General features: G+C 51.2%; 22 protein-coding genes. 7 read left to right on the forward strand and 15 right to left on the reverse strand.

Annotation, left to right across the window (positions count from 1 at the left end; all coding sequences use genetic code 11):
• Positions 1 to 17 precede the first annotated feature (17 nt).
• Complete coding sequence (gene kal, locus I8U19_RS07095) at positions 18 to 395, reverse strand: 3-aminobutyryl-CoA ammonia lyase (protein WP_198055555.1); 378 nt, start codon at positions 393 to 395, stop codon at positions 18 to 20.
• A 22-nt stretch (positions 396 to 417) separates the two neighbouring features.
• Positions 418 to 786, reverse strand: a complete 369-nt coding sequence (locus tag I8U19_RS07100; RefSeq protein ID WP_033100423.1) for a response regulator — start codon at positions 784 to 786, stop codon at positions 418 to 420.
• A gap of 167 nt (positions 787 to 953) precedes the next feature.
• Here I8U19_RS07100 and I8U19_RS07105 point away from each other — a divergent pair, with 167 nt between their 5' ends.
• Entirely contained in the window at positions 954 to 1,478 is a 525-nt protein-coding gene (locus I8U19_RS07105; protein WP_198055556.1) for a GrpB family protein, read from the forward strand.
• A gap of 21 nt (positions 1,479 to 1,499) precedes the next feature.
• On the opposite strand, the gene kapD is transcribed toward I8U19_RS07105, so the two are convergent.
• Positions 1,500 to 2,102: a 3'-5' exonuclease KapD gene (gene kapD, locus I8U19_RS07110; protein ID WP_033100425.1), complete on the reverse strand. Its 603-nt coding sequence runs from the start codon at positions 2,100 to 2,102 to the stop codon at positions 1,500 to 1,502.
• Between the two features lie 271 nt (positions 2,103 to 2,373).
• Between kapD and I8U19_RS07115 the strand changes: the two genes are divergently transcribed.
• On the forward strand, positions 2,374 to 2,823 hold the full coding sequence (locus I8U19_RS07115; RefSeq protein WP_033100426.1) for an SRPBCC family protein: 450 nt from the start codon (positions 2,374 to 2,376) through the stop codon (positions 2,821 to 2,823).
• Between the two features lie 556 nt (positions 2,824 to 3,379).
• On the opposite strand, the gene I8U19_RS07120 is transcribed toward I8U19_RS07115, so the two are convergent.
• The gene (locus I8U19_RS07120; protein WP_033100427.1) at positions 3,380 to 3,883 is read right to left on the reverse strand and encodes a GNAT family N-acetyltransferase; all 504 of its coding nucleotides are present in this window, start codon (positions 3,881 to 3,883) and stop codon (positions 3,380 to 3,382) included.
• A 251-nt stretch (positions 3,884 to 4,134) separates the two neighbouring features.
• Between I8U19_RS07120 and I8U19_RS07125 the strand changes: the two genes are divergently transcribed.
• Positions 4,135 to 5,325 (forward strand): MFS transporter, encoded by a 1,191-nt coding sequence (locus tag I8U19_RS07125; RefSeq protein WP_198055557.1) that lies wholly within the window; start codon positions 4,135 to 4,137, stop codon positions 5,323 to 5,325.
• A 51-nt stretch (positions 5,326 to 5,376) separates the two neighbouring features.
• Here I8U19_RS07125 and I8U19_RS07130 read toward each other — a convergent pair whose 3' ends face one another.
• The 11 genes from I8U19_RS07130 to I8U19_RS07180 all read right to left on the reverse strand — a co-directional run bounded on the left by I8U19_RS07130 (position 5,377) and on the right by I8U19_RS07180 (position 20,026).
• On the reverse strand, positions 5,377 to 5,685 hold the full coding sequence (locus tag I8U19_RS07130; RefSeq protein ID WP_198055558.1) for a cytochrome C oxidase subunit IV family protein: 309 nt from the start codon (positions 5,683 to 5,685) through the stop codon (positions 5,377 to 5,379).
• Positions 5,686 to 5,840: 155 nt separating this feature from the next.
• Entirely contained in the window at positions 5,841 to 7,460 is a 1,620-nt protein-coding gene (locus I8U19_RS07135) for a CTP synthase (protein WP_198055559.1), read from the reverse strand.
• A 140-nt stretch (positions 7,461 to 7,600) separates the two neighbouring features.
• A complete protein-coding gene (gene rpoE / locus I8U19_RS07140; RefSeq protein ID WP_033100429.1) occupies positions 7,601 to 8,065 on the reverse strand; it encodes a DNA-directed RNA polymerase subunit delta in 465 nt (154 codons plus the stop codon).
• A 397-nt stretch (positions 8,066 to 8,462) separates the two neighbouring features.
• Positions 8,463 to 11,705 carry a fused isobutyryl-CoA mutase/GTPase IcmF gene (gene icmF, locus I8U19_RS07145; protein WP_198055560.1) on the reverse strand — a complete coding sequence of 1,081 codons (3,243 nt, stop codon included), beginning with the start codon at positions 11,703 to 11,705 and terminating at the stop codon, positions 8,463 to 8,465.
• Positions 11,683 to 12,342 (reverse strand): TetR/AcrR family transcriptional regulator, encoded by a 660-nt coding sequence (locus I8U19_RS07150; RefSeq protein WP_033100431.1) that lies wholly within the window; start codon positions 12,340 to 12,342, stop codon positions 11,683 to 11,685. The genes icmF and I8U19_RS07150 overlap by 23 nt, the downstream gene beginning before the upstream one ends.
• A 12-nt stretch (positions 12,343 to 12,354) precedes the next feature.
• Complete coding sequence (gene meaB, locus I8U19_RS07155; protein WP_033100432.1) at positions 12,355 to 13,293, reverse strand: methylmalonyl Co-A mutase-associated GTPase MeaB; 939 nt, start codon at positions 13,291 to 13,293, stop codon at positions 12,355 to 12,357.
• 24 nt (positions 13,294 to 13,317) lie between these two features.
• Positions 13,318 to 14,460 carry an acyl-CoA dehydrogenase gene (locus tag I8U19_RS07160; RefSeq protein ID WP_033100433.1) on the reverse strand — a complete coding sequence of 381 codons (1,143 nt, stop codon included), beginning with the start codon at positions 14,458 to 14,460 and terminating at the stop codon, positions 13,318 to 13,320.
• A 14-nt stretch (positions 14,461 to 14,474) separates the two neighbouring features.
• The gene (locus I8U19_RS07165) at positions 14,475 to 15,614 is read right to left on the reverse strand and encodes an acyl-CoA dehydrogenase (protein WP_198055561.1); all 1,140 of its coding nucleotides are present in this window, start codon (positions 15,612 to 15,614) and stop codon (positions 14,475 to 14,477) included.
• Positions 15,615 to 15,642: 28 nt separating this feature from the next.
• Entirely contained in the window at positions 15,643 to 16,497 is an 855-nt protein-coding gene (locus tag I8U19_RS07170; protein ID WP_198055562.1) for a 3-hydroxybutyryl-CoA dehydrogenase, read from the reverse strand.
• Positions 16,498 to 16,520: 23 nt separating this feature from the next.
• A complete protein-coding gene (locus tag I8U19_RS07175) occupies positions 16,521 to 17,702 on the reverse strand; it encodes an acetyl-CoA C-acetyltransferase (RefSeq protein ID WP_198055563.1) in 1,182 nt (393 codons plus the stop codon).
• A gap of 227 nt (positions 17,703 to 17,929) precedes the next feature.
• Complete coding sequence (locus tag I8U19_RS07180) at positions 17,930 to 20,026, reverse strand: (Fe-S)-binding protein (protein WP_198055564.1); 2,097 nt, start codon at positions 20,024 to 20,026, stop codon at positions 17,930 to 17,932.
• A gap of 315 nt (positions 20,027 to 20,341) precedes the next feature.
• Between I8U19_RS07180 and I8U19_RS07185 the strand changes: the two genes are divergently transcribed.
• The 4 genes from I8U19_RS07185 (at position 20,342) to I8U19_RS07200 (ending at position 22,628) form a co-directional block, all read left to right on the forward strand.
• Positions 20,342 to 20,857 carry a GNAT family N-acetyltransferase gene (locus I8U19_RS07185; RefSeq protein ID WP_198055565.1) on the forward strand — a complete coding sequence of 172 codons (516 nt, stop codon included), beginning with the start codon at positions 20,342 to 20,344 and terminating at the stop codon, positions 20,855 to 20,857.
• A gap of 303 nt (positions 20,858 to 21,160) precedes the next feature.
• On the forward strand, positions 21,161 to 21,955 hold the full coding sequence (locus I8U19_RS07190; protein ID WP_033100439.1) for a ParM/StbA family protein: 795 nt from the start codon (positions 21,161 to 21,163) through the stop codon (positions 21,953 to 21,955).
• Positions 21,952 to 22,221 (forward strand): hypothetical protein, encoded by a 270-nt coding sequence (locus tag I8U19_RS07195; protein ID WP_033100440.1) that lies wholly within the window; start codon positions 21,952 to 21,954, stop codon positions 22,219 to 22,221. The genes I8U19_RS07190 and I8U19_RS07195 overlap by 4 nt, the downstream gene beginning before the upstream one ends.
• Positions 22,222 to 22,250: 29 nt before the next feature.
• A complete protein-coding gene (locus tag I8U19_RS07200) occupies positions 22,251 to 22,628 on the forward strand; it encodes a hypothetical protein (RefSeq protein ID WP_033100441.1) in 378 nt (125 codons plus the stop codon).
• The last annotated feature ends 2 nt before the right edge of the window (positions 22,629 to 22,630 follow it).

Here is a 22,630-nt window from a genome sequence, read left to right on the forward strand (position 1 = left end):
AACACAAAAAAGTCAGCCTATCTGCCTTTTGGTACTACACAGGTGCCCGAAGCACGAGCGACCAAAAGGGGCTGCTTCAACACCTGAGCCCGGTAGGGGCGATCAGGGTCAACCCCGGCCTCAATCACTTTATATGCCTCAAAAGCAATCTTGCGGCTGGTATTTCCCACCCTTTCCAAACGGCCAATCGCCTCAATGAAATCGCCGGCATGAACAGGCGCGAGAAACTCCACCAGGTCGTAAGCGACAAACAAACCTTCATCCCCGTCGTGCCGAATCAGGATCTCGGTTGCGACATCGCCGAACAAGGACATGACCCGCGCCCCGTCAACCAAATTCCCCCCGTAGTGCGCATCGGTCTGGCTCATGCGCAGTCGAATTTTCGCTTCAATCATCTCGCCACTCCTTTGCCGATTCTTAAGATGCCAGTTGCCGAATCACTTCCATTCGCAGTTCTTCAATGTCAAAAGGCTTTGTAAAATGGGTAACCGCCCCCAGCCGGCTGGCCTCGGCCACCATGTCCAGTTCACCGTAAGCGGTCATCATGATCACTTTCGCTTTATTTCCAAACTGCCGGATCCGTCGCAGCAGTTCCAGACCATCCATCCCTGGCATCTTCATATCCAATAATATGAGATCGGGCTTTTCCGATTGTATGATTTCAAGTGCCTGCTTGCCGTTGGCCGCCTGAAAAAACTCAAGATCATCCTTGGAGAAAACTTCCTTCAACAGCAAACGGATGCCATATTGATCATCCACGACCAGTACCTTTTTGTTTTGAGCCAACCGCGAAACCTCCCCCGCACCGTCAATTTTCTTTTCACCTGAATAAAGGCAAATGAAAACGATAATATTGACTATTATTTTTTTATCGATCTGCCCATTTCCTGCAAATCAAGAGGAAAATTTGACTTATAATGAACTTGGGTAATTAAGGTAAATGGGGGAAAGCCATGCGGAAAGTGATCGTCACGCCCTACAATCCTCGCTGGCCGGAGCAATTTGCCGCCGAAGCGAAAAAAATCAAAGAAGCGCTGGGTCCGGAAGCAGTCTGCATCCATCACATCGGCAGCACCGCGGTCCCCGGTCTGGCCGCCAAACCGATTATCGACCTGATCCCCGTTGTCAACGACATTGAAAAAATCGATAAACTGACCGGAAACATGAAGGCAATCGGATATGTGCCGATGGGGGAATACGGAATTCCGGGCAGACGCTACTTTTTTAAGGGAAGCGAGCAGGTACACACCCATCACGTTCACATCTTTGCCCGGGGCAATCCCGAGATCACGCGGCATCTCGCCTTCCGTGACTACTTGCGCGCCCATCCCGATGAAGCAAGGCGCCATGCCGAGTTGAAAATCAATCTGGCAAAGCAATATCCTGCTTCCATCGAGCATTACATTTCCGGGAAAAACGACTTGATCAAGGAATTGGAGCAAAAAGCGATGCGGTGGTGGGAGACAGGCAAGCGCTGATCAGCGACAGGCTCCCGCCGCTTAAGCCCTGACGCGGGTTAAATCGACAAAATCCCCGATGCGATTTTTCGCTTTATTGTACAAGTACTGTTTATCCCGCTGCAGATACTGAAAGATCTCAAACGTCATGAGCGCGTCCTCCAAAGCGCGATGGTGTTTTCGTTTCTCCTTTTTGCCGTATTGCTCAAGCGCCTTGGTCAATCCGGTCTGATTCCGCTCGCCGTAAAAGCGCATGTATTCAATCGACAAATCTCTTTCCCGCCCTTCAAATGGAAAAGGAATATTCCAATACCGGCAGGATTTGCGCAAGACGACCATATCCATGTTTCCCCACGTCACAACAACCGTTGAACCCAACCGATAAAAAGAATGAAGGGTTTGAATCAGTTCCCGAAAGGTAATTCCCTGATCCACATCTTCCTGGCAAATCTGCAGAAATCGCTTGCACCTCTCGGTCAGGGTCGGATTGATTTCCGGTTTGACAAACGAACGATACTGGCGGATAATCTTTCCGTCTTCCACCAGCACCACACCCGCTTCAATGATTTCCGGGAAGTGAGTCCTCTCTTTTTCCGTCTTCTCCGGCATGGTAAATTCAAAGTCGATAAACAGAAGACGCTCCACCTCATAACCTCCTGCAACCCGGTCACCGGTCTTTTTCTGTAAAAGTTTGTTGCCGGCAAGGATTGGGACACCCTACAGCGACATTCCCGATGGCGTTGATGCCCCATCCCCGTCCGCCAAGCCTCATCTCCGGTTTTTTCCGACAAAACATGATCGTTTTTTGTCGGGCAAGCAGGCGACACATTCGCGTGAAAATGTGTTATAAGATAATTAAACAGTCGATGAAAACCAATCTCACTTTTCTCAACTACTACATAAGCGGAGGGGAAAAATGATCCTCACTCAACAGTTGGATATAGGCGTTTCGATTGATCAAGCATTTTCCTGGATTTACGATACCGATAAACAAAAGAAGTGGATAAGCGGACTGATCGATACCGTTTGGTTAACACCGTTTGACCCCGAAAACCCCGTGGGAAGCCAATTTAAAAGACAGTTCCGGCAAGATCATCAACTGCTGGAGCTGGAAGGGGAAGTGATCGAATTTTACTCTCCCAATATCTATGGGGTGCGCATCAACGATTCCCGCCTTCCATATGAAGAGATTTTCCGTCTAGAACCCCTGACCCCCCAAAGCTGCCGCCTGCATTACAAACGCATGATCACATCCCGAAGCCTGCTGTCGCGGGCGGTCGCATCGATGATGCTGATGTCGGCACGGGTGAAAATAAAAAAGCAACTGAAAAACTTGGTTTATCTCATTGAAACCGGGGGCAAATAGCCCCTTTTTGCACGAACATGCCAAAAAATCCCTGATTCTACTCTTATGTATGCAGACGGTCCGGGAGATAATACTTCAGTTGCTTTTTCCTTTGGTCTTCACTATCTTTTTCTCACTTATATACAAAAAATCCTTTATATTAGTTAGATTTATTCCGGCGTGTGAAGTTGCATCCTATCGGAGGGAGAAGTTGATCCCGGACTCTTGCCGCTTCATCCCCAATCTCCGGGCGCAAATGGAACTCTCTTCGGTCAAAAATCCCATCCGCGTGATCCCCCCTCCGTTTGATGCATTTGCCTCCCGGCGGAGACAGATGCCACTTGCTTGCAATCAGATAAAATTGAAAATGAATAACTGTTTTTTAAAAAGACCTATAAAAATCCTTAGAGTCACAAAATAAAACATGTTAGAATGAATCATGAAAACGGAGGCTTGCGTCCATTTCAACCGGCCGTTAAACTCGCGGGGAACGAAGAGGTGCTGCCCGCAGCCCGCCCTGCGACACTTTCACAGAAAAACAGCAACCGGATGTCCCACGGTTGCTGCTCGTTTGTGTTCAGTGAAGCACTTTTTCATAGGCGACAAAAGGGCGATCAAAATCGGGAAAATAAAACTCCCCTCTTTTCTCATAACCTTGAGATTCATAAAGGTTCATCGCCCGCTGATTGGTTGTTTTCGTATCGAGGCGAATACTTGTATACCCCTTTTCACGGGCAAAGTTTTCAATCTCCTGAACCAGCTTTTTGGCAATCCCCTGCCCCTGAAAAACCGGGTTGACGCATAAACGGTGAACAGCGAGATATTGGCCCGACCGGTCGCGCCATGATATTTCGTCATACTCCGGCGGAATAAACCGGTCAAGCGTCACGGCGGCGGCCACTTTTCCGTCTTTTTGCATCAGGTACAAGTGACCTTGTCTCAGATCTTCACTTATAATGTCGCGGTTGGGGTAATCCTGATTCCATTGGTATATGTTGTTCTTCGCCATCACTTTTTTTACATCTTCAAACATGTGCACAATTTCTTCCAGTTGTTCCGGCTGGGCTGTTGTCAACTGCATCCTACTTATCCTTTCTCGATGAAATATCAGGCATGTTCATTTCATGATCTGCAGGGAGACCGAAGGGAATTTTTCGTCTGATGGCGTTGACCGCCTTTTTCGCCGGCTGCGGATCCGAATTCCCCGGCACAGCTCGCTCCCCTGCCATGGCAACCTACCTGCCGACAGATGGTTGGATCATGCACTATATATTTTTCCACATCCATATAAAAAAACACTTTTTGCCAAATCAGACAAAGAGAGGACTACCCATGAATTCTGTAACAAAAAGACGCACTCTTTTATCCATAACCCTGGTTTATTTTCTGGCTTATTTCGCCCTCGGTGCATTCTCCACTTTATTCGGCGTGTACCTGAAAGAGGAAATTCAACTATCCGGAACCCAAACCGGGCTGATCCTCTCCATCGGCCCGATTGTCATGTTGTTCACCCAGCCCTTGTGGGGGTTTTTAAGCGATTATACGCGCAAACCCCGCCAGTTGCTCATGCTCTCCATTATCGTTACCGGTCTGCTCGGACTTTTGTTTCTCTTTTTCGACCGATACTTTCTCATTTTTGCCTCCGCGATCCTGCTGGCCGTGTTTCAGGCGGCAATCAACCCGCTTACCGACAGTCTGACCCTGAACTACACGTCGAAAAACGGGCTGAATTACGGGCGATTCCGCCTGTGGGGTGCAGCCGGCTTCGCTTTTGCCGCCTGGGTCAGCGGTACGTTGGCGGAAATGTTCGGCCTGAAGGTCATCTTTTTCGCTTTTGCCTTCAGTCTGTGGATCAGCGCCATCTTCGCCTGGTTCATGCCGCGTGAAGGGGAATTCCGGCGGGCCGAAGTGGGCAAAGGGCTGGTCAAACTGATGCGAATGCCCCGCTTTCTTATTTTCCTGACCGCCAGTTTTTGCGTCATGGGACCACTCCTGGCCCACAACTCCTACTTCGGCCTGTATTACCAGGCAATCGGGGGAACAGTGGCCGGGGTCGGCTTTTGTTTTTTGCTGGGGGCGGGCAGCGAAATCCCGATTTGGAATACCTCGGGCAAATGGATTGAAAAACACGGCCCTCATCTGATGGCGATTTGTGCCGGTGTCATCGGCGCGATTCGCTGGTTTTTCTATTCGTTTGACTTGCCGCTGGCCTGGGTGATCATTCTCACCCTGACGCAGGGGCTGACGATCGGCATTTTTTTCCCTGCCTCTTTGATTTACATCCAGTCGGTTGCGCCCCCCGAAGTGAGAACAACCGCCGTTTCTCTCAACGCCGCGATGACGTCCGGTTTGGGGAACTGGTTTTTCGTCCTTATCGGCGGCATGATTTTGGACGCCTTTGGCATTTTTTCCGTGTACCGCTTTTTCAGCCTGTTTACATTCATCGGGGTGATCCTGATCGCCGGACTGGCCTTGACGAAAAAAAAGCCGCCCTCAACAGAGCTGGCAGCAAAGGAAAAATGAAACCCATTCAAAAAAGGTGGCTGCCAGTATCGCCACCTTTTGCCTTCTTTATTACATCAAGATGATTCCCACCGCTGAAATCACGGCGATCAACAGACCGAGAGCGAAAAAGAGAATTACGATGCCATAGCCTCTTTGCGCCAGATGCATAAAGGTGAAAAGTTGCAGGATCACTTGCAGGATGGCCAAAATCAGGATGATCCAGAAAGTCTGTTCCAGACTAAGTTTATTCTCCCCGATAATCCAGAAGGCGATCGCCGTAAACAGGATCATCCAAACGAAGGAAAATACATGTTTCCAGGGAGATTCCCGCTTCACCCTTTTTTCCGGCTCCCTCTGTCTCACCCAATCCGGCTGCATCGTCCATCCCTCCCGAACCGAACGTTCAGCTTGGTTAAAAGAAAGCGGCCGATCCTACACTTCATCTTTCATTTTAAACTATTTACAATTATCTGACAAGTGATGACCGCACAAAAGAACCCGGAAAACGATCCGGGCTCCGTCCATTGTGAACTTTATACATTTACCTGTTCTTTCAGTTTGCTGTTCAATGCTGCTTTGACAAACTCACGGAACAGAGGTTGCGGCCGGTTGGGGCGGGAGATGAATTCCGGATGGAACTGGGAAGCGACAAACCACGGATGGTGGTCATACTCAACGATTTCCACCAAACGGCCGTCCGGTGAGGTTCCCGAAAAACGATATCCCGCTTTCTCCATCTGTTCGCGGTATTCATTGTTAAACTCATAGCGGTGGCGATGCCGTTCATAGACCAAATCTTTCCCGTAAGCCTGATGAGCACGGCTGTTTTGCTCCAGTTTGCACGGATACAGACCCAGCCTCATCGTGCCGCCTTTATCTTCGATTTCTTTTTGTTCCGGCAGCAGGTCAATAATCGGGTACGGGGTGGACGGGTCAATTTCTGAGCTGTGCGCCCCTTCCAATCCGAGTACGTTGCGTGCCCCCTCGACACAAGCCATCTGCATACCGAGGCAAATCCCCAGGAACGGAATTTTGTTCTCCCGGGCGTAACGGGTGGCTACCAGTTTCCCTTCAATCCCGCGGTCGCCGAAGCCGCCGGGCACGAGGATGCCATCCACATCTCCGAGCAACTCATCCACATTTTGCTCGGTCACGTCTTCGGAATTGACCCATTTCACCTCAATGTCGGTGTCCCGTTCAAACCCGGCATGGCGCAGTGCCTCCACCACGCTCATATAAGCATCATGCAAGGCTACATATTTGCCGACGATGGCGATCCGGGTCGTATGGGTCAGGTTTTTCACTTTTTCCACCAGGCGAATCCAATCGGTCATATCCGCTTTTCCGCATTCAAGCCCCAAATGCCGGACCACGATTTCGTCCAATCCCTCTTCCTGAATCATCAACGGAACTTCATACAGCGTTTCCGCATCGCGGGCCTCGATCACCGCTTCCCGGTCGATATCGCAGAAAAGGGCGATCTTCCGCTTCAATTCCTCGGACAGCGGGTGTTCCGTGCGGCACACAATCACATTGGGCTGGATGCCGATGCTGCGCAATTCCTTGACACTGTGTTGCGTCGGTTTTGTTTTTAACTCACCGCTCGCCTTCAGCATCGGAACCAATGTGCAGTGAATATACATTACATTTTTGCGCCCGACATCGCTTTTGATCTGGCGAATCGCCTCCAGGAACGGCAAACTTTCGATATCGCCGACCGTCCCCCCGATTTCCGTAATCACCACATCGGCACCTGTTTCCCGTGCCGCCCGGAAGACGCGATCCTTGATTTCATTGGTAATATGGGGAATCACCTGCACGGTTCCGCCCAGATAATCACCGCGCCGTTCTTTATTGATCACGGCAGAGTAAATTTTTCCCGTGGTCACGTTGCTGTTTTTGCTGAGGTTAATATCGATAAAGCGTTCATAATGGCCCAGGTCCAAATCGGTCTCGGCCCCGTCATCCGTCACGAACACTTCGCCATGCTGATAAGGACTCATCGTACCGGGATCGACGTTAATGTACGGGTCAAATTTTTGAATGGTTACTTTCAGGCCGCGATTCTTGAGTAATCGTCCCAATGAGGAAGCCGTGATTCCCTTGCCCAGTGAGGAAACCACACCTCCGGTTACAAAAATATATTTCGCCATAATGATCTTCCCTCCAAAAATAGGATGCCCCAGTTATCAAAAAATAGAAAAGAGCGCCCCCGATTTAGGGGCGCTCTTTTGAATCCGTTCATAATGAGCCCAAAAAATAATTTATCGTAGGCACGTTTTCTTGTCAAGGCTTAAAGCTCTTCGTCATCGTCTCCGTTTTCCGTCTCATCATCCAATTCCCCGAACGGATTGTCTTCATCGTCGTCCAAGGGGAGATCGAGATCATCTTCGTCCATGGCATCGAGATCGTAATCCTCGTCCTCATCTTCATAAAGATCACTGTCCAATTCGTCGTCCAGATCATCCTCTTTGATGTTCCCGGCTACAGCCGAATCCGTAGCCTGCTCGATCGGATACCATTCACGAAGCCCCCACAAATTCCGTCCCACACAGACAAAACGGCCGTCAATGTTGATTTCCGTATAGAGCTGCGCAATGTATCTTGTGATATCTTCTTCGGTAAATCCTTTGATCTTGGCGATTTCATCCATGATCTCCCGGTAGATCATCGCGTCGCCTTTTTCCTTCAACAGGTTGTAGGCCAAATCTACCATGGCGGTTTCTCTGATCTTCTCCAAAGCGAGGTTGTCACTCAAGCTGGACACATCCTTCCCAAATATAGGTCGTCCCGTAGAATCCCTATTTTTCTCGTACAACTATTTTATCCAAAAACCGGGGGAAGTCAACCAAAAGAAGGGATTATCGCTATTCAGCGCCCCCTTTCTTCTACAAATTCGTGATTCCCCCTGTTTATGCCTTCATATCTTCCGCCAACACACCTGTTAACCTGAATCCTGTCTTTGTTTTGACAGCAAAAAAAGGGCCTCTGTATAAGGCCCTCAGCATGTTTACAAAGTCCTGAAACAGGATTCCGTCGGGTCTTGATGCTTCCCCGCTCCTTCATCGAAAAGCCGCGGCAAAAAAGCACCAAGCCCCTTCCCTTCAGTTCCGCAAATTTACCCGACAGCCTCAGGGAACCATTGATGGCCCGGTTCACATATTCCGGCGATATTGTCCGCCCACCTCGTACAAAGCATGGGTAATCTGCCCGAGGCTGGCCACTTTCACCGTTTCCATCAATTCAGCAAACAGATTCCCATTCTCTCTTGCCACTTGTTTCAATCTGGCCAGCGCTTTTTCAGCCGCTTCGCGATTTTTCTCCTGAAAAGCACGCAGGTTGGCGATTTGCCTTTCTTTTTCCTCCGGTGTCGCCCGGGAAAGTTCAAGCTCATAATCCTCCGGCGGATTGGGGTTTTCAAACGTATTGACCCCGATAATCGGCAATTCCCCCGAATGCTTCTTCGTCTCATAATAGAGAGACTCTTCCTGGATCTTGCTGCGTTGATACTGCGTCTCCATCGCCCCGAGCACTCCGCCGCGGTCACTGATGCGCTCAAATTCTTTGAGAACGGCTTCTTCAACCAGATCGGTCAACTCATCGATTATAAAGGAACCCTGGAGGGGGTTTTCATTCTTGGCCAGCCCCAGCTCTTTGGTGATAATCAGTTGAATCGCCATGGCGCGGCGCACGGATTCCTCCGTCGGGGTGGTAATCGCCTCATCATAGGCATTGGTATGGAGCGAATTGCACTGATCATAAATAGCCATCAGGGCTTGCAGCGTCGTGCGGATATCGTTAAAGTCGATTTCCTGCGCGTGCAGGGAGCGGCCCGATGTTTGAATATGATACTTTAACTTTTGACTCCGCTCACCCGCCCCGTAGAGGTGCTTCATGACGATGGCCCAAATGCGCCGGGCCACACGGCCGATCACCGAATACTCAGCATCCATTCCGTTGCTGAAAAAGAACGAGAGGTTGGGTGCAAAATCATCGATCTTCATCCCGCGGCTGAGGTAATATTCCACATAGGTAAAAGCGTTGGCCAGGGTGAAGGCCAGCTGGGTGATCGGATTGGCCCCGGCTTCGGCGATATGATAACCGCTGATGCTGACGGAATAGTAATTGCGAATGCCGTAGTCGATGAAATACTGCTGGATGTCACCCATCATCTTCAAAGCGAACTCCGTGGAAAAAATACAGGTATTTTGCCCCTGATCCTCTTTCAGGATGTCCGCCTGCACCGTTCCGCGCACCCGCTTCAGCGTCTCCCGCTTGATCTTTTCCCTTTCCTCCTCCGTCGGCTCCCGCCCTTCGGTGGAACGGAACTTTTCGATTTGTTGTTCAATCGCCGTATTAAAATACATCGCGAGCAAAATCGGCGCCGGGCCGTTAATCGTCATTGACACGCTCGTGTTGGGCGCACACAGATCAAAACCGGCGTACAGTTTCTTCATATCTTCCAAGGTACAAATACTGACCCCGGATTCTCCGACTTTCCCGTAAATGTCCGGCCGCTCATCCGGGTCTTCCCCATACAGCGTCACACTGTCAAAAGCAGTGGACAGCCGCTTCGCCTGATCATTTTTCGATAAATAGTGAAAGCGCTTGTTGGTTCGCTCCGGCGATCCCTCACCGGCGAACTGCCGCTTAGGGTCCTCATCGGTTCGCTTGAACGGGAAAACCCCGGCAGTAAACGGGAAGTAGCCAGGCAGGTTTTCTTTGTGCAACCAGCGAAGGATTTCGCCCCAGTCCTTAAAACGGGGCAGAGCCACTTTGGGAATCATCGTCCCCGAAAGCGTTTCGGTATACAGGGGAACACGGATCTCCTTCCCGCGAATCCGGGTGACGAACTGCTCCTGCCGATAAGCTTTCATCATTTCCGGCCAGTTTTTAAGCGCTTCCTTGTTCTCCGGAGTGAGTTTTGCCTCGACCTCTTTAATCTTTTGCTCCAGCCTCTCCCGGACGGAGGCATCTTCTTCATCCTGCAAGACAGCCTTGCTTCCCTCCAGTTGATAGAGACGGCTTGCCCATTCCGCCTGGCGCTCGGACTGCTGATGGTATTTGCGAACGGTTCCCGCGATTTCGCGCAGGTAATGGGTTCGCTCCGGCGGTATAATATAGTGAATGTTGAGATCCCCGCTCACGGTCATTTCAGATTGCCAGTCGACTCCGCATTTTTGCCTGATTTTATCGATCAGGGCGCGATAAAACCGATTGGTGCCCGGATCGTGGAAACGGCTGGCCATCGTCCCATAAACCGGAATTTCCTCATCAGGAGCCTCGAATAATTTATGATTGCGCCGGTATTGTTTCTTCACGTCGCGCAGCGCATCTTCGGAACCCTTGCGGTCAAATTTGTTGATGGCGACCAGATCGGCATAATCCAGCATCTCGATTTTTTCCAACTGGGACGGTGCGCCGTATTCCGAAGTCATCACATAGACGGAGACATCGCTGACCTGAATCACATCGGCATTTCCCTGCCCGATTCCACTTGTCTCAACAATGATGAAATCATAGCCGGCCCGTTTTAACACACGGATCGCCCCGCGAATCCCTCCGCTCAGTTCGGAACGGGTGCGCCGCGTGGCCAGGCTTCGCATATAGACCCGGGGATGATGCACGGAATTCATGCGGATACGGTCTCCCAGCAACGCACCGCCCGTTTTTTGTTTCGATGGATCGACCGACAGGATCGCCACTTTTTTTTCCGGAAAATCTCCGAGAAAACGGCGTACCAGCTCATCGGTCAACGAACTTTTTCCCGCTCCGCCGGTTCCCGTGATTCCGACGACGGGGATCACCTTTTCCTCTTCCTCCCCGATCTCTTCCAGAAGCGAAGACGCCGTTTGCCGCCATTGCTCGTTTTCGGCCGCTTCTTCAACCAGCGTGATCAACCGGGCAATCTCTTTTTTATCCCCGGTTTTCAAGGCATTCATTTCCCAGGAAACGTTCTCAATCGTCGAAAAATCGCACTGCCGCACCATAAACTCGATCATTCCCATCAGGCCCATGTCGCGGCCATCTTGCGGGGAAAAGATCTTGCATACGCCATATTCCTCCAACTCTCGTATTTCCCGGGGAATAATAACGCCCCCGCCTCCGCCGAAGACGCGGATATGGGCAGCGCCTCTCTTTTTTAGCAAATCAATCATATATTTAAAAAACTCGATGTGTCCGCCCTGATAGGAAGAAACGGCGATTCCCTGTACATCTTCCTGTATGGCCGCTTCCACGATCTCATCGACGGATCGGTTGTGTCCGAGATGAATCACTTCCACACCTGAATCTTGCAAAAGGCGGCGAAACAGGTTGATGGATGCATCATGTCCGTCAAACAGGCTCGCTGCCGTTATAAACCGAATGGCATGCTTAGGTTGCGCTGGTTTTCCCATCCGTCTTTCCTCCCGTTGTCAGATCGCCGAGAAGCAGGCTCATCTGCCGCTCGGTAAATTCCTCCAACCCATAGTGCTTCCCGACCGCCCAATGGCGGAACGTCCACATCTGGCCGATCACGATGATATTATGGGCCATCAGTTTGACGGAGGAAGGATCGATCTGAATCGTTCCATCTTCCATCCCTTTTTGCAAAATCCGCTCAAAAATCCCGGTGATTTCCTCTTCTTTCCGCAACACATATTTCATCTTGTCTTTCGGGAGCGATTTCGTTTCCTGATAAATCAGCAAAACGAGCGGCCGCATCTCTTCCATCACTCTGAACAGCTGCTTTAATCCCTTGGAGAGAGAAACGGCTCCCTGATCCTCTTCCGCAACCACTCTGCGCAAACGATCTTCCAATTCCGAATGGATATATTCACAAACAAGATACAAAACATCTTCCTTGCTCTGAATATATTCATACATCGTCCCGATCGACAATCCGCATTCTCTCGCGATTTCCCGCGTTGTCGTTTTATGGAACCCTTTCTCCACAAACAAACGCACTGCTCCCTCGATGATCTGGGCCCGCCGCTGTTCGATCAGGCGCTGATCCTTGATCATCGAGGGAATCAGTTCGGAATTCTTTTTCATCTCCTCACCTCTCTAGTCGAATCGGACACGCCTTAACCATTCACGCGCAGCGGAAATCGGGCTTTTCTGCCGGGAAACCACCTGGGAAAGCTCATGCTGCCAGTCAGGGGAAGCGAGCGATTCCGCCAGTTTTTGCCCGAGCAAATCCTGCACCAGCTCCTTCAGCTCCAACTCAGCCTGACGCTGCCGCCTTCGCCTCCTCTCACCGGTTTGCTCAAGAAAGCGGCGATGCTCCTCCAGCTTTTCCCATAACAGCACCAGTCCTTCTTCCCTGGTCGCGATGGTTTTGACAATGGGAGGACGCCAGGGGAGATCAGGCTTCAGATCGAGCATGCGTTCAATTTCCTCCGCAAGGCGATGCGAACCCGGCAAATCCGCTTTGTTGATCACAAAAAGATCGGCGATTTCCATAATGCCCGCTTTAAAAACCTGAACGACATCCCCCGCTGTCGGATTGAGCACCAGGGAAACAGAATCCGCCGCATGCATCACATCCAATTCCGCCTGCCCCACCCCGACCGTTTCCAGCAGCACCAGATCATATCCCGCCGCATCCAGCACTTTCACAGCATCCTTTGCCGCCCGGCACAATCCGCCCAGGCTGCCGCGGCTGCCCATGCTGCGAATAAATACGCCCTCATCCAGGGAATGTCCGGTCATGCGGACGCGGTCACCCAAAATGGCGCCTCCGGAAAAAGGACTGGTCGGGTCGATGGCTATGACCGCCACAGTCATCCCTTTTTGTCTGAGATAACGGATTAACCCGTTCATGAGCGAGCTTTTGCCGGCACCGGGAGACCCAGTAATGCCGAGCACATACGCCTGCCCGGTATGCGGGAAAAGAGCCTCAAGCAATTGCTCCCGCTCCGGGTCCCCGTTTTCAATGCGGCTGATTACGCGGGCAATGTACCGTTTGTCCTTTTCTTTCAAGCGCCTGATCAAATCGGCCACTTTCCGTCCCTCCCGGCCAAACCGCTATTCCCTGAGCAGATGGTTTGAAATCACCACGCGCTGGATCTCATTGGTTCCTTCATAAATCTGCGTGATCTTCGCATCCCTCATCATGCGTTCGACCGGATATTCCCTTGTGTAGCCGTAACCGCCAAAGATTTGAACCGCTTCCGTCGTCACTTGCATCGCGATATCACCGGCGTACAATTTTGCCATCGCCGATGCCTTTCCGTAAGGGAGACCTTGTGACTCGAGCCAGGCAGCCTGGTAGGTGAGCAGGCGGGCTGCTTCAATCTGTGTCGCCATATCGGCCAGTTTGAACTGAATCGCTTGCTGCTTGGCGATCGGCTTCCCGAACTGGTTCCGTTCTTTTGCATAGGAGAGCGCGGCATCAAATGCTCCCTGGGCAATGCCGAGCGCCTGGGCGGCGATGCCGTTCCGGCCCCCGTCAAGCGTCATCATGGCGATTTTAAAGCCTTCTCCCTCTTCTCCCAAACGTTGGTCAGCCGGAATGCGGCAATTGTCAAAAATGATTTCCGTCGTGGGAGAGGAACGGATTCCCAATTTTTTCTCTTTTTTGCCGATGGAAAAACCGGGAGTTCCCTTTTCCACGATAAAAGCGGTCGTCCCTTTGTGTTTCAGCGCAGGGTCGGTCAGCGCAAACACGACGTAAATCTCCGCTTCACCGCCATTGGTGATAAAAATCTTGTTCCCGTTTAAAACGTAGTGATCCCCGTCTTTTACCGCAGTCGTCTTCATTCCCGCCGCGTCCGAACCGGAACCCGGCTCCGTCAAGCCGTAGGCCCCCAGCTTGGTTCCTTCCGCCAAAGGACGCAAAAAACGCTCTTTTTGCTCTTTTGTTCCAAACTTATAAATCGGCCAGCTCGCCAGTGAAATGTGGGCCGACAAGGTGACCCCGGTGGAAGCGCAGACGCGCGACAATTCCTCCACCGCAATCACGTAGCTCAAAAAATCAGCCCCGGCTCCTCCCCATTCCTCCTCCCAGGGAATCCCGGCCAATCCCAGTTCCCCGATGCGGTCAAAAATGGAGCGGTCAAATTCTTCTTTCTCATCGCGGAGAGCCGCTGTCGGAGCGACTTCTTTCAGCGCAAATTCGCGGACCATCTTGCGCATCATTTCATGTTCTTCACTCAGTTTAAAATGCATGGGGGTTCCTCCTCTTATGCCAAAAGTTCATTTGCGATCACGATCCGCTGAATTTCATTGGTTCCTTCATAGATTTGCGTTACCTTTGCATCACGGAAAAATCGCTCAACCGGAAATTCCCGCGTATATCCGTACCCGCCAAAAATTTGCACGGCTTCGACCGCTGTTTTCATCGCCACATCGGTGGCAAATCTCTTCGCCATCGCAGCTTCAAGGCGACAGTGTTTTCCCTGTGCGCGCAAATCGGCAGCACGATAGGTCAGAAGGCGGGCCGCTTCGATCTCTGTAGCCATATCGGCCAGTTTGAACTGAATCGCCTGCTGCTTGGCGATCGGCTTTCCGAACTGATTCCGTTCCTTTGCATAGGAGAGTGCGGCATCGAACGCTCCCTGGGCAATGCCGAGCGCCTGGGCGGCGATGCCGATTCTTCCGCCGGCCAGATTGCTCAGGGCCACCTTGTATCCTTCTCCTTCCTCTCCCAGCCGGTTTTCCGCGGGCACTTCCGCCTCTTCAAAAATCAGTTCGCAAGTGCCCGAACCATGCAGCCCCATTTTTTTCTCTTTTTCCCCCACCCGAAAACCGGGGGTATCCCTGTCCACGATAAACGCCGTGATGCCTTTTTTGCCCCGGGACGGATCGGTCACGGCAAAGGTGAGAAAAACATCGGCCGCTTCCGCGTTGGTAATAAACACCTTGCTTCCGTTCAGGATGTATTTGTCCCCCACCCGGCGCGCGCCGGTTCGAATCCGGGCGGCATCGGAACCGGCGTGCGGCTCCGTCAAGGCAAAAGCGCCCACCTGCTCCCCGCTGGCCAATCGCGTCACATATTTCTGTTTTTGCTCCTCCGTTCCGCACTTCAAAATGGGAAGAGTGCAGACCGAGGTGTGCACTGCCAGAATCACGCTGACTGCGGCACTCACTTTGGCAATTTCCTCAATCGCCAGAATATAAGATAAAAAATCAGCCCCGGCTCCCCCGTACTCTTCCGGAACGGGAATCCCCATCAGGCCGATTTCTCCCATCTTGGAAATTAAAGCCCGCGGAAATTCATCGTTTTCTTCCATACGGCTGATCAAAGGTGTGATCTCCTCACACGCAAAATCCCTCACCATCTTGCGCATCATCGCCTGCTCGTCCGTCAGCCTCAAGTCCACTGCTCTTCACGCTCCACATCACGCAATTTCATTCATAGGTGTAAAAGCCGCGCCCGCTCTTGCGTCCCAGCCAACCGGCCTTCACATATTTGCGCAACAAGGGACACGGACGGTATTTGCTGTCTCCAAAACCTTCATACAAAATCTCCATGATGTACAAACAGGTATCCAGTCCTATAAAATCAGCCAGGGTTAAGGGACCCATCGGATGATTCATGCCCAGTTTCATCACCTGGTCAACCGCTTCCGGCGTGGCCACGCCCTCATAAACGGCATAAATCGCCTCGTTGATCATCGGCATCAGAACGCGGTTGGATACAAAGCCGGGAAAATCATTCACCTCGACGGGAACTTTCCCCATCCGTTTCGCCAATTGCTCTACTGCGGCAAATACCTCGTCCGCTGTCTGCAAACCGCGAATCACCTCGACCAGCTTCATCACCGGAACCGGATTCATAAAATGCATGCCGATCACTTTTTCCGGGCGTTTGGTGACAGCAGCGATTTCCGTGATCGGAAGCGACGAAGTATTGCTGGCCAAAATCGCATGTTCCGGGCAGAGTACATCCAGTTTTCGGAAGACGTCCGCCTTTACCTCCATGTTTTCCACAACGGCCTCGATGACGAGATCCGCCTCGGCTGCCGCTTCCTCCAGTTTCAATACCGGACGGATGCGTCCCAGCACCGCCTCCATCTCCTGAACGGAAATCTTCCCTTTTTGCACGGCCCGTTGCAAATTCCCCTTAATCCGCTCCAATCCCTTTTGCAAGGGCGCTTCCGCCATGTCGACAAGGGTGACGTCCAGGCCTGCCTGCGCTCCCGTCTGGGCGATCCCGCTCCCCATCTGCCCTGCTCCGATAACGCTGATCCGCTTGATTTCCACCGATTCATCCCACCTTTTCGCTTTTAACCTTCGACTTTGACCAAAACGGCATCGCCCTGGGCCGCACCGCTGCAAATCGCGGCCACACCCAATCCGCCGCCGCGGCGTTTCAGTTCCATGATCAGCGTCAACAAAATTCTCGCTCCGCTGGCGCCGATCGGATGGCCCAAAGCAACCGCGCCTCCGTTTACATTGAGCTTTCCGGGATCGATTTCAAGCAGTTTGCTGTTGGCCAGCGCAACCGCAGCAAACGCCTCGTTAATTTCAAACAGATCGATTTGTGCGACGGTCAGCCCGTGCTTTTTCAGCAGTTTCTTGATAGCATAAGCGGGGGTGATCGGAAAATCCTTCGCTTCCATCGCCACCGCTGCGTGACCCAGGATGCTTGCCAACGGCTTGATCCCCAATTCCTGTGCTTTCTCGCTTGAGGCCACCACCAGAGCGGCTGCACCGTCATTTACCCCGGGCGCATTGCCGGCGGTAATCGTGCCATCCTGGAGATAAACCGGTTTCAACCCGGACAGTTTTTCCAGCGTGGTATCGGCGCGAACGGCTTCATCGCGGTCAACGACGATCTCCTGTTTCTTTACTTTGACGGTTACCGGAGTGATCTCATCGGCAAACCGCCCGTGATTAATGGCTTCAAGCGCCCGCTGATGGCTGCGAAGCGCCCATGCATCCTGCTCTTCGCGCGTCACGTTGTATTCCTTGGCCGTATTGCTGCCGTGGACGATCATGTGCACATCGTGAAAAGCGCACCACAAACCATCATGAATCATGAGATCGACCATTTTCCCGTCACCCATGCGCTGGCCAAACCGCCCCGACGGCAAAATGTAAGGAGCATTGCTCATGCTCTCCATCCCGCCGGCCACCACCACCCCGGCATCTCCCGCACGAATGATCTGATCTGCCAGGGTAACACTGCGCAACCCGGAAGCACATACTTTGTTAATCGTTTCCGTGCCGACTTCCCATCCCAAACCGGCAAGACGTGCCGCCTGGCGCGAAGGGATTTGCCCCGCTCCCCCTTGGAGCACCATCCCCATGATCACTTCATCGACCATTTCCACTTCCACCCCGGCTCGTTCGAGAGCGGCCCGGATCGCCGTCCCCCCGAGCTCGACTGCTGGAACGTCTTTCAATGCACCGCCAAATTTGCCAAAAGGCGTTCTTGCCCCGCCTAAAATTACCGCTTTCACCATTGGTCACTCTCCCTCACGCATTGTTCTACCGAGCGTTCGTTCACATCGCCTCCAAATGAAAGCGCCTCCAATTTTAGATTAACTGAAATCCCTACTCTTAACAATAGTAAATCTCATTCCATTATTTCGATTAAGTATTTTATTCATATTTTTTGGCATTCATCCAATCCAATTCACATTTAAAAAGACGCTCTCACATCATACCTGAGAGCGTCTTTTTCTCCCGCTTAGTGAATGCCTTCCACCACATCTGCTTCGTCCTCAAAATTGATGGAGAGAGCGAGGATTTCGGCGACATCCATCGTTTTCACTCTGTCTTCCACTTCTTTGGCCTTGGTCCCGTCGGACAACATGGTCAGGCAGTACGGGCAAGCACTGCCGATCAGAGTCGGATTTACTTCCAGCGCCTGCTCGGTTCGGGCCACATTGATGCGCACGCCCTCGGTTTCCTCCATCCACATCATTCCTCCACCGGCGCCGCAACACATGCCGTTTTCCCGGTTCCGCTTCATCTCCACCAATTCCAGTCCGGGAATGTGCTCGAGAATATAGCGCGGCGGATCGAATACACCGTTGTAACGCCCGAGATAACAGGAATCATGATAGGTGATCCGCTCTTTCACCTCTTTGACCGGCTTGATGCGGCCCTGTTTGATCAGATCCGCCAGCACTTCGGTATGGTGGTACACTTCCGCCTCAAGCCCCAAATCCGGATATTCATTTTTCAGGACATTATAAGCGTGCGGGTCGATGGTAATGATTTTCTTCACGTTATGCTTTTCAAACAATGCGATATTGTCGGTGGCCAGCTGTTGAAACAAAAACTCATTTCCCATGCGGCGGGCCGTATCTCCCGAGTTTTTCTCCTTGTTTCCGAGAATGGCAAACTTCACGCCGGCGTGATGCAAAATTTTCACCAGCGCCCGGCTGATTTTTTGGCTCCGGTTATCATAGGAGCCCATCGAACCGACAAAAAAGAGATATTCAAACTCTTTTTCCTCTTTTACCGTCGGCACCGGCACATCGGCCCCTTCTGTCCATTTCGCCCGATCCTTCCGGCTGATCCCCCACGGATTGCCCTGGCGTTCGATATTGGAGAAGGTACGGGAAGCCTCGGGACTCATCTTTCCTTCCGTCATGACGAGATAGCGCCGCATGTCAATGATTTTGTCCACATGTTCGTTCATCACCGGGCAAGCATCTTCGCAGTTGCGGCATGTGGTGCAGGCCCACAGTTCCCGTTCGGTGATCACATCGCCGATCAGATTGACCGGGTAATCGATCTTTCCGGAATCATCCCTGCTCGCAGCCGTTTCCATCAGTGCTTTGTTGGCACTGGCGAAGGCGATGGAAGGCATCCAGGGTGTTTTGGAAGTGATGGCCGCTCCTTTTGCTGTCAGGTGATCCCGCATCTTTACGATCAAATCCATCGGCGACAGCAATTTTCCCGTTCCAGCTGCCGGACAGACATTCGTGCAGCGCCCGCATTCAACGCAAGCATACAAATCGATCAGCTGTTTTTGGTTAAAGTTTTCGATCCGGCCTACCCCGTACTCTTCTGCCGATTCATCCTCAAAGTCGATGAGCGACGGTTTTGCCGGCGGCTGTTGCCGTTTCAAAAAGACATTGATCGGAGCCACGAACAGATGGAAGTGCTTCGATTGCGGCACATAGACAGCAAAGGAAAAGAGCACCAGCGCATGCATCCACCAGAATACGTAAAACACCGCCTCACCTGCACTTTGGCTCATCCAGCCTGCAAACGGCGCGGAGAGCACGGAAGAAACAGGCGTATACCAGTTCGCCGGGTGGCCCAGCCAGATTTTCTCAAAGGCAGCCGAAAGTAAAATCGATGCCATCAGCAACGTAAGGAAGATAATGACCAGCCCTGCTTTCCATCCCCGTTTGAGACGGGCGATCTTCTCGATATAACGGCGGTAAAAAGCATAGATTGTGGCCAACAAAACGAGAAACGTCGTCAGCTCCTGCAGGAATTGAAAGAAAGGATAGGCCGGCACCGGGAGATGATGCCCGGGGGCCAGACCTTTGATAAAAAGATCAATGGCACCAAACTGGATAATGATAAACCCGTAAAACATGACGACGTGCATCAGGCCGCTTTTTTTGTCCTTCAGCAGCTTTTTCTGCCCGAAAACATTGACCAGCACCTCATTGATGCTCTTTTTCATATCCAGCTTGAAATCAGCCGGCTTCCCCAGTTTCACATACAGATAGCGCTTGTAAATGACACTGACAACCAAGTACAGAGCATAAGCGGCGACTGCCAAAAAGGCGATCAGGTTGAACACTTGCAAAAACGACATGATCTTCTCTCCTTTCTCTCATTTATGTTAATTCAGAAAATGACAATTGCAAAGAAAATGAATGAATTCGCTTTCAAATGAATTTCGACACTATTTTAACATAAACTGAGCAGTCATTCATTTATTTTGCAACAAAAAAATCATCGGCAAATATTCAGACTCCCAAATGTTAATATAATCTCAATTCGGGCGTGTTCAACCCAATCTATGAAAGTGGCGAGTGGAGATTAGGAACACAGGGCTCCTGCCGCCTGACCGGAAAAGACCTGGTGAGTGACATGACATGAAAGGCAGATTGATTTGCAGGAGGTAACCATGAAAAGACAAACACTGACCCTTCATCTTCAGAACTGGCAAAGAGAATCCTTTTCCCGTATGGAAGACCCCGCCGGTATTCACTTTTTTCGTTTAAATGAAGTTCATGACACGGATGAGACAAGACACCGCCTTTACCGGCTCGTACGCGAAGGCGTTCTCGACGAACCGGGACACGACGGGCCGTTTGAGTCGTTTTCCGACTTCTGCGAAAAGTTGTTTTATCGATATTACTGGCAACATCGCCACACTCAATTCATTGCCCGTTGCAATGAGGAGTGGGTGGGTCTCAGCAGCGTCAGGATCATCTCCCCGGAAACTGCCGAATGCGGCCTCACCGTTGTGAAAAAATCGTTTCGCGGGATGGGGATCGCAACTTCGCTCAAACTTCGCGCTATCTCTCATTGCCGGGATCAGGGGGTCAAGATGATGTGCACCCATGTGAATGAAGCCAACCAGCCCATGTTATCGATCAATTTCAAACTGGGCTTTCGGATCACAGATGGAGAAAAGTGAAAGACAAACGAGATGTTCAATCTTGGAATGTGCTTTGGTTTTTGGCGGGAAAACATCTTTGTTTTGATGAATAATTCATTTTTTATATAAATATTTCTATATAAATACCGCTTTAATCCCACTATAATGGACAGTAGTCCGTACAATGTATCACTCATCGCATTTTTGTGTACTTTTGTACGGACTTCTGCCCTCTCTTTTTTATATTATGACGACCGAAGTACTGACTGCTGTCATCATTTAATGAAGTTCTGTGACAACAGTCATGACATTCGTCTTCAACATTGGGAAGGTGGTTCAAGCATGTTGGTCGCAGTTGATGCCGGGCGGGCCTATGTCAAAACCATTACCGGCAACAGAAAATTCTCGTTTCCGAGCAAGGTGTCAAAAGCCCGGCAACGCACATTTGTGCAGACGCTGGAGGAGGATATGGAGATCCGTTATCAGGGGAAGGACTATTTTATCGGGCAGCTTGCGGAAAGAGAAGGCTCGTTTACAAGACAGATGATGACGGAGAGCAAGGTGAACATAGAGACGGTGTTGCTTGTTCTGACGGCACTGTTTCAGGCAGGGGCAATCGGCGAGGTCAAACTGGTGACAGGTGTGCCGATCAATATGTATAAAGAGGATGAACGTGCACGGCTGCGGGCGAAGTTGGAAGGTGAACATGAAATTATTTTAAATGGTACATATCGCAAACTGCATATCACAAAAGCGGCGATTACAATTGAGGGAGGAGCGGCCTACTGGGTGCACCGCCGGATGGGAACGGTGCGCATCGTCGACCCGGGGGCACGAACGACCAACTACGCCACGTTCAAAGATGGCATCTTCATTGACCGCGAGAGCGGAACAATCCCCAAAGGCTGGGACAACGTGCGGGAAGCGGATCCCGAGGAAATGGCCTCCATGATCGTCGGCCATTTGGGCGGGATGTGGAATATTACCGATGTGGTTGAGCTGATTGGGGGAAAGGCACACGATTTGGTAGAACCGTTTAAGCGTGTCGGCTTCCAGTTTGCCACAACGTTTGAAGACCCCCAATTCGCCAATGCTCTCGGCTATTATGCGCTTGGAAAGGAGACGCTCGGCGAATGAGAGACTACAAGAAACGGGAACGGCGCCAGGTCTCCTTTAATACGGAAGATGCGGTCGAATTGGAACTTCTCCGGTTTGCCGACCGGGAGGATATCAATTTTTCCGGATTGGTGAAAAATCTTTTGTTCGCTTATTGTATGGGACAGCTAAACCCGCAACCCCTTTCGGCATCCGCTTCTCCGGCCAATCCCTCCGTGGGCGCGGCACCCCATCTATCCGTGGCCTTTGAAAAGATCAAGGCGAGCGGCATGCCCTTTGATTTTTAGAATGAAACATATAACGGGAGGAGAACAGCATGAAACCTCATACGTTAAGCATTCCATATTCGGTTGTCGACAAACTTCCTGCGGCGGAACGCTTCGTCTATTATGAACTGTGCCGTCTCGCCGCCTACGAGGACATGACAGACGAAGATTTTAAAATTCCTCTTTCCAAGGGAGAATTGGTCACCTCCCATTACCGTCTCGCCAAAGTACTTGACTATCCTTACTCAAAAGCGGCGCTGGCGATTGAGAGCCTGGAGAAAAAAGGGCTGATTGAGATTTCCATGATCAATGATCCCGAATTCAAGACCTATTATGTCGTCCACATCAAGAAAATTGTCCCTGATGATCAACCGATCGAAAATGAAGTGCCTTATGCCAACCAAGACTTCTACTGGGACATGAAATAATC

It is taken from the genome of Thermoactinomyces sp. CICC 10523, assembly GCF_016055105.1.
GTDB classification, from domain to species: domain Bacteria; phylum Bacillota; class Bacilli; order Thermoactinomycetales; family Thermoactinomycetaceae; genus Thermoactinomyces_A; species Thermoactinomyces_A daqus.